The 10,624-nt window shown below is 58.5% G+C and carries 8 protein-coding genes and 1 pseudogene; all 9 read right to left on the bottom strand.

Annotated elements, in window-relative coordinates:
- On the bottom strand, positions 1 to 353 hold a 353-nt coding region (locus tag RSB01_RS11745; RefSeq protein WP_332625518.1), incomplete at its 3' end, for an IS6 family transposase.
- Between the two features lie 64 nt (positions 354 to 417).
- Complete coding sequence (locus RSB01_RS11740; RefSeq protein WP_332625516.1) at positions 418 to 1,395, bottom strand: glycosyl hydrolase family 8; 978 nt, start codon at positions 1,393 to 1,395, stop codon at positions 418 to 420.
- A gap of 22 nt (positions 1,396 to 1,417) precedes the next feature.
- The gene (locus tag RSB01_RS11735) at positions 1,418 to 1,822 is read right to left on the bottom strand and encodes a hypothetical protein (RefSeq protein ID WP_332620257.1); all 405 of its coding nucleotides are present in this window, start codon (positions 1,820 to 1,822) and stop codon (positions 1,418 to 1,420) included.
- Positions 1,819 to 4,977, bottom strand: a complete 3,159-nt coding sequence (locus RSB01_RS11730; protein ID WP_332625515.1) for a cellulose synthase subunit BcsC-related outer membrane protein — start codon at positions 4,975 to 4,977, stop codon at positions 1,819 to 1,821. Before RSB01_RS11730 ends, RSB01_RS11735 begins: the two co-directional genes overlap by 4 nt.
- Before the next feature lies 1 nt (position 4,978).
- Positions 4,979 to 7,312, bottom strand: a complete 2,334-nt coding sequence (locus RSB01_RS11725; RefSeq protein ID WP_332625513.1) for a cellulose biosynthesis cyclic di-GMP-binding regulatory protein BcsB — start codon at positions 7,310 to 7,312, stop codon at positions 4,979 to 4,981.
- Positions 7,312 to 9,309, bottom strand: a complete 1,998-nt coding sequence (bcsA, locus tag RSB01_RS11720; RefSeq protein WP_332620320.1) for a UDP-forming cellulose synthase catalytic subunit — start codon at positions 9,307 to 9,309, stop codon at positions 7,312 to 7,314. The genes RSB01_RS11725 and bcsA overlap by 1 nt, the downstream gene beginning before the upstream one ends.
- A gap of 29 nt (positions 9,310 to 9,338) precedes the next feature.
- Positions 9,339 to 9,989 carry a cellulose synthase operon protein YhjQ/BcsQ gene (locus RSB01_RS11715; RefSeq protein ID WP_332620321.1) on the bottom strand — a complete coding sequence of 217 codons (651 nt, stop codon included), beginning with the start codon at positions 9,987 to 9,989 and terminating at the stop codon, positions 9,339 to 9,341.
- The gene (locus tag RSB01_RS11710; RefSeq protein ID WP_332620323.1) at positions 9,986 to 10,225 is read right to left on the bottom strand and encodes a hypothetical protein; all 240 of its coding nucleotides are present in this window, start codon (positions 10,223 to 10,225) and stop codon (positions 9,986 to 9,988) included. The genes RSB01_RS11715 and RSB01_RS11710 overlap by 4 nt, the downstream gene beginning before the upstream one ends.
- 213 nt (positions 10,226 to 10,438) lie before the next feature.
- Positions 10,439 to 10,624: pseudogene (locus tag RSB01_RS11705) on the bottom strand (IS6 family transposase); the annotation flags it as partial.

Below are 10,624 nucleotides of genomic sequence, written 5' to 3'. Positions count from 1 at the left end.
AGCTTCAAGGCCGCGTGCTTGTTCCTTCGCTTTTGGACCAGCACATCAAGCACTTCGCCCTCATCATCAACCGCGCGCCACAGATACATTCGGCGACCACGTATCCTGACGACCGCCTCGTCCAAATGCCATCGGCCCGTCGGACGATCACGATTACGGCGGATGTTTGCGGCAATCAGCGGTCCAAACTTGTTCACCCAACACCGGATAGCTTCGCGGCTGACTTCAATCCCTCGTTCCGCCATCAATTCTTCAACGTCGCGGATGCTCAGCGTGAAGCGAAAATACCAACGCACCGCCTGACAAATGATCGATCCTGGAAACCGGTGACGCTTGAACGATAAGCCAGACATGAAAACCCCCACCCTTCAACCCAAGTGGAGACTTTTTAGCGTTAGACTGTCAGCACCACACGGATCAGCGTGCGCTAGCGCTGGCCTTCTTGCCCAGATGCGCCAGCAACTTCAGGCTTTCCGAATAGTAGTCATTCGAGGCTGACTTGTTCGGAAGCGCACGGCCAATCGTAATATTGGCAATCGACTGACCACCCCCTGACAAAGGATATGGCGCAGTCTCGCCGCTGACCACATCAATCCATGCCGGCCAGCCCGAAACCTTTTCCGTCTCGCGCCAATAGTCGCGAAAGGTTTTAAGTTCAGTGGTTCGCCCAGACCAAAGCAGATAAAGCGGCACACGCACAGCGTCGAAGCCGAAACGTGCTGGCTTGTCCGCTGCAGGCGACACAGAACCGTCATCACCGATCAGTGTCCAGTCGGGTACCAATTGCCACTGCCCAAAGCGCGAGCGGGTCAGCAGGTCCAGACCATCGCTGATGATGTCGTTCCACATTGGTTCGTGACGGGCAAAGGTATCCAGTGCGGGCCAGACATAATAGGACAGGTTTGCCACCACGCCAGCTTCGCCGGTGAAACCAATACGCCCCGGCAACAGCAGTCGTTTGCCCGCATGGCTAACGGTCACTTCGCGAAGGATCGCGGCGCGCAAGCTCATGGAGCGCTCGGCATAGGCTTGCTCGTTCCAGCGCTCGAACGCCAGCAGCAGCGCCCAAGCGATCAGAATGTCGCCATCGGTCGCATTGTTAGGATCAGACACAGGCGGCGTATTCGACGGGTGATAACGCCATGCATAAAGGCCGCTGTCGCTGCGAACCAGATGCGTTTCCGTCCAGCGTAGCATAGTATCGAAGGTGCTGCGGTCATTGGCAGCCAGCGCCAGCAACAGCGCAAACCCCTGCCCTTCGGAATGACTGACATTCCCGTTGCCGGTATCCATAACACGACCATCAGTCGCAATGAATGACTGCCGGTATTGCGTCCACAGCGCCTTGTCGAGGTCCTGCGCACAGGCCGACGGAGCCACAACCAATGCCGCCATCATCGCAAGAAAAAGCCTGCGATCACTCCGAAAAAATGAACTCAAGTTCGCTTCCTGATGAAGAGATACGTGATAAGGTGCCATGCGTGCTGAAGTGATGGAACCAGCTACGGTACACCCCTTCAACCAGCAATGGCAGAGTATCTCTCCATACCGAAGAATCCTGTCCTTGGTGCGGCAATTGGTGGCGGATCAAAAGTCCGCCCCGCTCCATGGACATAGACACCATTCCGAAGCCCAGTTCGGCCCAGATGTCATTCATGGCCACGGTAAAGGGCTCAAGCCCGCCGTTGAAATCAAACGAACAGGCCGCGCCTATGCGCTCGCCAACCGCCACGATAAAGTCATCTGACCCGTGGCCCAGCCGGCTCCTGATCACGGACAGTATGGCCACCGAGATCAGGGTTTCAGCAGAAGTCGAAATCAATAGCTGCTCCCGAACGGCTGTTTGATCTTCAGCTCCATCCGATACTCGTCGTAATTGCCGAAGGTGTTCATACGGGCCTCGCCACCCATGGAAGTCGTTCCCAGACGTTGCCAGACCTCAAGCCCGCCCGAGAAGGCAAAGCCACTGCGGTTCTGGCTATCATAGTAAGAACGCACATCATCATTCAGCGCCTTAAGCGCATCAAGCTGTCCCTGAGCCGCCGGATCCAGCGGATAGAGTAATGCCCTGTCCTGCTGGTAGGTCTGATAGCCCGGAGTGATGTTGGCATTGATCATCCAGTCACCCGACTGCCAGCGAACATCGACAGGGAACGACAAGCTGACAAAGCTCTGGGGGCTGAAATAGCCGCCATGACCGAGCGTGAAATAGCTCAAATTCTCGTCAAACGACTGATAGTTCATCGCCAGCCCCGCGGTGAAGCTCAGTTCATCACCCGAATACACCCGACGATAGCCCCCGAGATTCATCTCGAGTGCATTGTTGTCCTCTACGCCCTGCCCTACATAAACGCGGTAGGCCACATCGCCATAAAGCCCCGTGCCGTCACGCTCCCAACTAAGGCCAAAGCCGCCGCCGGTCTTCATGACCGAGCCCCAGACTTCGCCACTGACCGGATCAACTGCACCGGCATAAGACAGGACACTATCGGTTACAGGGCGACGCTCTGCAAAGACCTTGAACGCGCCATGCGCCCCTATGCGCGGACGCCAGGTGAAGCCGCCTTGCGCGTCGGTTCTCTCGAAACCCAGCGGCGTGGTGCCGACATCGATCTGGAAGTTTTCATCCTCATAGGAGGCACTGATAACAACACCCGACGCATACTGGCTGTCATTGGCAGCCAAAACCGTGGGTTCCTGTGCCACAATAGCCAGCGCTTCTGCCGTGGCATTACGGCCAAATCGTGCGCGAGCCGAGCGGTTCATGTCGCCGGCATCGATCACAGTGGGCTGTATCGCCAGACCGACGCGGCCACGACCTGCAGGCACCGTGCCCTTGATATTGACCGACAGGTTGCTGAGGTTGCTGAGACCACCCTCGCCCGAACGCGAACGCGCCTGGATATTGGCTTCAAGACGCGGAGCTTCGTCATCACTCAGGTCAGCCAGAGCTTGCTGAACCGGCGTGCGGCTTGCCACCTGCAGCGTTGAACGCGATGACGCACGCAACGTATCGGGCATGAAGGGGTTGGCTTGAACCGGTGTAAGCGACTGGCCTGCCGAGCGGAACGGATTGTTGACAGTGAAGGCACTTCCCTCGCCCAAGCCCTGCGGTGCCCCCAGACGTTGGGCCTGTTCCAGAAGGCGCCGCGCCGCGCCGCGATCACCCGCCGCCTGCTCGATACGGGCTGCCGTGAGATAGGCTTCAACATCATCGGGGCTTTGACGCAGCAGACGACGATAGGCATCACGGGCCTTGCCCGTTTCGCCACGGGCCGAATGGGCATCCGCCAGAGCTGACAATACCGCAGAGTTCGATGGCGAGCGTTGCAACGCCATGCCGTAAACCTGCACCGCCTCTTCACTCATATTGCCCGCCATATAGAGGCGACCAAGCGATATGAGGATGTCGGTATTCTGGGGGGCAAGGCTCCAGCCCGATTGCAGCACATCAAAGGCTTCGGCATGCATGCCTTGCTCGCGCAGGCGATCCGCACTGGCCACCGTCAAAACCGAATACAGGTTCGAGGCCGCTACCGATGAACTGTTACCGCCCGTAGAGCGCTGGATCACCTGAAGCGCCAGATCGTCCTGACCGGTCTGCGCCAGAAGGCGCACCAGAGGCTCCACCTGCGAGGACGCCAGTGCCGGTTGTTGCGCCGCCGAACGGGCCAATACGCCCGCACGGTCCGTCAGCCCCATAGACTGGTAAGTTCCGGCCAGACGCAGTTGTTGCCCCACCGAGGCACTGGTCGAGTCATAACGGCCCAGCATTTCGATGGCATCGGACATGCGGCCAGCCGCCGCCATGGCGTTGGCCTGACGTTCAATATCGATAAAGCGGATTTCGGCATCCAGCGCCCGCATTTCAGCCGTGCGAGAAGCCTCGGGGATACGGTTTAGTATGCGCGAAGCGTCAGACGGACGGTCGGCCTGACTGTAATAAAGTGCAGCGGCGTAGAGTCCATCAAGCTGGCTGGAGGTTTCCAACGGCTGGATAATGGCGGCGGCATCACTGCGACGGCCCTGCTCCAAAAGGAAACCCGCAAAGGCGTAACGTGCCCATGGATCGGTCGAACCACCGCTCTCGATGGCACGGCGATACGCCCCTTCGGCCCGCAGCGGATCACCGGCAGCAGACGCCTCTCCGGCCTCGGCTAGCGCGATCTTGTATGCAACCTGCGGCTGGCCAATGCTGGCCTGTGAATAGGCTGTCAGAGCTTCACCAAAGCGGCCCTGTTCAAGAAGCAGGTCACCGAGTTGCACCGCCGCCAGAGACTTTTGTTCGGCATCGGATGCAGACGCAATCAGGCCCTGAAGTGCCGTCTGGGCCTGTGCGATCTGGCCCGCATCGATTTTGCTGCCCGCATCTTCCAGACCGGCAAAGAAGCGAGCCGAAGCCAGGGCCTCGGACCAGCGTGACGCGCCGCCCGATTGGCTTGCGCGCTCAAGCAGATCACGCGCATCGCGGAATCGATCCTGACGAAGACGCACGATACCCAGACCACCCAGCGCATCGGCATCGCGGCTATTGATCGACAAAGCCTGTTCGAACTGGCTCGCGGCAGTATTCAGTTCTCCGCGTTCCAGCGCGGCATAGCCTGCAACACGCAAACGGCCTGCACGATCGGCAGCACTGGAGGTCGCACTTTGGCGGTTGCTACGTGGTGCAGAGACCGGAGCAGGCGCAGTGTCGACACGTGTATCCGTATCACGACGGACCAACGGCTGTGGCTCCTGCGAAACCGGAGCCGGACCGCTGAGGCCACGACGGGCCGCAGCATTGTTGGGATCCAGTTGCAGCGCACGGTTATAGGCTTGATCAGCCAGATCGTTTCGACCACGGGCACGCCAAAAATCACCCTGACGCACCAGTTCACCGGCCGTATTGTTCTGGGCTACAGCCTGATCCAGCGGAAAGCTGCTGGCCGCGGCTAAGACCCCCAGTGCGACCGTTATCGAAAGAATGGACTTCACTTTACGCATCCTTCTTACCTGTCAGTCGTCTACGGCCATGAGCCTTGAGTGCATAGTACAGCGGGAAGCCGACAATGATAGACGCCAGCAGGGCTGCCAAGGCCATCACGACAGGACGCTGGCTGAACCAGTAGCCAATCGCAAGCCACCACGGCAGGTCCCCCCGCCACTTGGTCGGCTTGACCTGGAAGGCTTTGAACTCGTCACCATTTCGGATGACAAGGTCCCCGCGGATTTGAGCCTTGGCGTCTGCGGTCGGCAGCAGGCTCGTCATCTGAGGAAGGGTCGAGGTCTGGCTACTCAGAACCGCAACCACGTGACGGTCTTTGGTAAACGGCGAGGCAAAGCTGGTAACACCCTCGAAGCCGCTGGCAGAAGACACGGCCAGAGTGGCTTCATCAGCCTCGTGACGGCCACCCGGAGTGAACCAACCGAAGAAACGCTCCAACGGCGTCAGATGGGTCACCTCAAGACGGCGCTCGCGAATACGCACAGGCGATTTCTCGAACAGGGCCTGATGATTTGCCAGATCGGAGCGGCCAATCACCAGAATGTCCTTGTCGGCCATACGGCTTGGCTGAACCGAACGCATCACCGTCAGGCGCGTGGTCGGAACACCGGTCGAGTTACCGAACTGACCCATCAACTGAAGGAAGGCCTCAACCTCGCCCGCGGTGATATTCTCGCCGACCAGAACAGCCGTATCGGCAAGGTCAGGCATACGGGTGAACGGGAAGCCGCCGCCGGTAAACAGCGCCAGGTTCGGCATGCGTGCCGCATGGTGCGCACTACGGAAGTCGACGGTGCTGTTCGGTTCGATAGACGTCAACACATTGTTCGGCAGACGCCCCACGCACTGGCCCGGATCGGCAACCTGCAGGTCGTAGTTGAAGCCCAGTTCGTTCTGGCCAAACAATGTATAGGCCGGAAGCGTGGTAACAGCCGTCGATTGGGCGGAGGTGATACCCTTTTCGGCAGCCAGAGAACTAAACAGGTTCTGGGTCTTGATCGGTAGCGAGCGGATATATTGACCGTTCACCGTCAGATCGAGGCGCGAACGACGGGTATCCAGCCACTCACCGCGCGGATAGCGGTAGTGGCTCTTGAGCTTGGCACCTTCAGACGGCCAGAAGAATAGGTCAGGCGGCAGACGGAAATTCGCTTGCAGGCGGCCCGGCTGGAGGCCCATCCCGACAAGATCGGTCGCTTCAACCAGTTCACCCAGTTGCATGACCTTTTTCACATTGACCCAGCGCGGGGCGCTGTTGGGCATGTAGGTCGGGATCGAACTGCCGGCCAGGTCTGCAAAATCACTTTTGAGGTTGCCCTGTGAATAGGCAACGCCCGCAGCGGCCTGTTTCAGTTCGGCAGCATCGCGTCCCATAATCAGCAACAGCGAGCTGTAAGGATCGCGAGGGTGGCGGACCACGGCGACAGACGGACCGTTGATGGTGCGCTCAAGACCCGGAACCATCTGGTCCGGCGTCATGAAGACTACAGCGTCGCCATCAGGAAGGGTGTTGAATGCTGCCGGGAAGGCAAAGCCGCGATAGCTTGCCATTGCGCCGAGGGCACTGGCCATGGTCGCAGCCGCTTCCAGATCGCCATTCGACGGAGCCGTACCAAAGACGAAAGGCAGCTTCAGCGGCGCGACGTCATACTGGTCAAAGAACGGCGCTGGGAAAGTCTGCAGATCAGGTGCAATACCCAGACGCTGCACGCGCAGGTCGAGGTAGGAGCGAACATTGCTAATGTTGGCCCAAAGGCTGCTGTGAAGCGGGTCTTCACAATCACGCGTATAGTGGCCGATCAAACGAAGATTCAGCCTGTTGTCGCCCGGAACGATCAGCGCCGGATCAAGCGGGATTTGAACCCGCGTGCCGTCAGCACCCGATTTCGGAAGAGGCAGGCTGCGCACCACCTCGTCATTGACCAGAACCGTTATGCTGCTGAGGTCTTCGAGCATCGACGGCGAATAGGCAAAGTCCAGCACCAGATTACCGGATTTAACGACTTCGTCGTTACGGCTGGTAAAGGGAATACCAACCTCGCCCTGAACACCCTGAAGGCGCACGCTCTGGCGAACCTGCAGATCGCGCAGGCTGGCGCGCAGCTGGCGTTGCCCCTGCCCCAGCCGTTCGACCATCGCCGGCGCTGCCGGACGGGTATTGACCGTCGTCGAAGCCCCCGTGCGGTTCTGCAAAGGCGTGGTTTGCGCCACGGCCGCAGTTTGCGCCGAAGCACTGACAACAGGGGTTACAGACAAGAACAGAGCCAGTGCCGAAACACCGACACGATGGGCCATACGTGTGTTTTGCTGCTTGCGGTCGGACATCACGCGGCCTTCACCATGGCATTTTCCAATTTAATATCAGCATCTTCCCAAGCGTCAGAGCGGCCAAATACCGCGACACTCAGAGCTCTGCGCTGTTCAAAGGTCAGATCGGCGAAGCTCAAACGCACCACACCGTTACTCTTGCCGGCCACCTTGACCGGCAGGACGAGACTCTCGCCCGCTGTGCGAATGGCGACGTCGGTCACGACCTTGTCGGCCATGTCCATATCCCTCGGAATACGAACAGCCAGACCGCCAATCGAGGCATCTTCGGTTTCGGTATCCACCAAAGCACCGCTGTCGAAATACAGGGTCACAGGCAAAGCCGCCTCGACGCGTACAGCATGACGCTGCTGCTTGGTCTCGCGCGCAATCAGAACCGCAGAAATAAGGATCAACAGGCTGAACACCGACCACGCCAGGTTCATCACCACAGTCCACACCTCGGCATAACCTGTGAACATTTTGACGAGGCCGAACACCACCCCGATGACCAGCAGCACAATGACAAACATGTGCGGCACGACACTGCTGTAGTCGAAGAAGGAGCGATCAATCACACCGCCCTTGGCCGTCACGTTAAACGAACCGCCCTTCGGGTTGATCAGCGTCTCTAGCGTCGGGCGCAGCAGGTGGAAGGCCAGAAGCGATTCATAGATTTCGCTCCAGAACAGACGGCGTTTGCCACCTTGAATACGATGCGTTGCGATCATCGCCCCGAATAGGTGCGGTGCCGCATAGGCAAAGATCATCGGAGCGGCGGCAAAGATCACGCTCTGGTCCGCCAGCAGGAAGGCCAGAGGCGAGGTCAGGAACACGATGCGCGGCAGCGGAAACTGGAAGTGCAGCATCGCATTCAGGTAGCAGAGCCGCTGAGGCAGGCTGAGACCCGGACCAAACAACGGGTTATCGATGCGCAGCATTTGCGTCATGCCACGCGCCCAACGCGCACGTTGACCGATATGCAGTGCCAGCTTCTCGGTCGCCAGACCTGCCGACAGCTTGATATTCAGATAGGCCGAACGCCAGCCCTTGCGCTGGAGCTTCAGTGCAGTGTGGGCGTCTTCGGTAACGGTCTCGCCGGCAAAGCCGCCGACATCGTCCAGAGCCGAACGACGGATAACCGCGCACGAACCGCAGAAGAACGAGGCGTTCCAGAAGTCGTTACCGTCCTGCACCACATCATAGAACAGTTCGCCCTCACCCGGCAGATCGCCGACAAGGGTAAAGTTACGCTGGACCGGATCGAGTGAATAGAAATGGTGCGGCGTCTGAAGAAGCGCCAATTGCGGATCGCGCTGGAACCAGCCCACCGTCATCTGCAGGAAGGCACGTGTCGCCACGTGGTCGCAGTCGAAGATGCAGATCAGTTCGCCATTCGTCTTGGGCAGGGCAGCATTCATATTGCCTGCCTTGGCGTGCTTGTTATCCGAGCGGGTCAGATAGCCACAGCCCGCATACTGGGCAAAACGTCGAAACTCCGGACGACGACCATCATCCAGAATATATACGCGCAACTTGTCGTGCGGATAATCGATCGCCATGGCCGCAAAGACGGTGCTCTGAACGATCGACAGATCTTCGTTATAGGTCGGGATATAGATATCGACCGTTGGCAGATCGGCGTCATCACCTTCAATCGACACCGGCGGACGACGCAAAGGCCAGACCGTCTGCATCAAACCCAGAACGTGGATCAGCCACGCAAACAGTTCTGCGAGGAACAGACCGCCACCGAGAAACAGTTCCAGAGCCTGATCGAAGGACAGCGTATTGGTTGCACGCCACCAGATGTAGCGCGTCGAGGCCAGAAGCGAGATCAGGCAGATGATCAGCGTCGCGCGCCGTGCAGGGCGAAACTGCAAAAGCGCCATAGGCACAATCATGCCAAAGGCAAAGATCCACTGCCCCTTCAGATCAAGCGGCGTCAAAATGACAGCGGCAGCCAGACCCGAAGCCAGCAACAGACCAACGCACAGGCCTACAAGGCGCAGCAACGCGCCTTTGTCTTCCGGTAATGCCCCCCTCATCGGCGCGAACCGGCGGCAGCCAGAGGAACCTCTTCCATACGTTGCAGCAGATTGGTCAGCGCCGTGCGCATATCCCCCCATGCCGCACTATAGGGTGCAGAGGTCGATAGCATTTCCAGATTGGCAACCGCTTCTTCAACCGTCTCATCCTGACGGATGCGGCCGATGACCCGATCTCGGAAATGCCTAGTCAGATGGTCTGCGGCAGCACGCTTCAGAGGAATACGGCTATCGTCGAAATTGATCAGCAGGTAGCGGTTCTCGCCTTCCGACAGAAAACGCTTAACACTGGCAGCCATGGTCACGGATGTGGCCGAAGCCGGAACGACCAGAACAACCGCACTGGCGCGGGCAAGTGCTTCAGCCTGCACATCACCGCTTGAACGCGGCAAATCCCACAAAAGAAGATCGCCCGAAAAATCATAAGCGGTTTGCGGGGTACCCAGTTTGATACGCGATGCCGTGCTTTCACTCTTCTCGCCCGTAGCCAGACCGACCAAGCCGAGATGGTATTTTAAAGAACCGTGGGTATCGGCGTCAATACAGACAACCCCGAGATCTTGTTGCGCCGCAGCCTGCGCAAAACCCGAAACAACCGCGCTTACGCCGGCCCCGCCCTTCAGGGCTGTTACAACAATATTGATCACGAAGAACGCTCCGCAGAAATGCGGTTAATCAACGACTTGATGTCATTTGCTTCTGTTGGGGATGAAGCGACATCAAGCTCGTTAGTGACAGTACGAGCCTCGTTAAGCTGTCTGTCGATGAGTTCGAACAAGGGCCAGCGAGCGGTGCTGGATTGGGTATCGACCTCGTGATATTCGCGGTACTTAAAGTCGGACTGCCCCAGGCGGTCCAAAAGTCTTTTCGTTTCAACGCGCACGCTAATCCCCCACTCCTCACTACGAACCAAAATTCGATTACGTATATATACGTATTCTAACGCGATTGGCGTTAAGCGCCACGTAAAAGGTGCGATAACACACCCCTTGCGGTGCTGTCAGCTTAACTAAGCGAAGTCGAAAGACCCCTACCCTGCGCGCTGGTGCTGTCAGCTTAACTAAGCGAAGTCGAAAGACCCCTACCCTCCACGCTATCAGACGGTAGCAGCCACCCAAGCGGAATCCGCATCGACGCGAAAACGACGAAGTGTGGGTCTGCTGATCAAATGGCGCTGGAAGTTGAAGGTGTTGTAGATCGCGGCGTGGGTGGTGAGAAATCTCTGGGCTGAGGCTTGGGATTTGAACCTCTGATGCTGCCGCTCCCGTCGTCGGATCGGCAG

This window comes from Brevundimonas sp. (genome assembly GCF_036659295.1).
GTDB lineage: Bacteria > Pseudomonadota > Alphaproteobacteria > Caulobacterales > Caulobacteraceae > Brevundimonas.
The sequence above is the reverse complement of the archived record's forward strand: the minus strand, read 5'-3'. Positions and strand labels throughout refer to the sequence as shown.

Coding starts and splice junctions, on each gene's coding strand:
- RSB01_RS11725 (WP_332625513.1), bottom strand. CDS start 7,312: ATGTCCGACCGCAAGCAGCAAAACACACGTATGGCCCATCGTGTCGGT.
- RSB01_RS11740 (WP_332625516.1), bottom strand. CDS start 1,395: ATGGCGGCATTGGTTGTGGCTCCGTCGGCCTGTGCGCAGGACCTCGAC.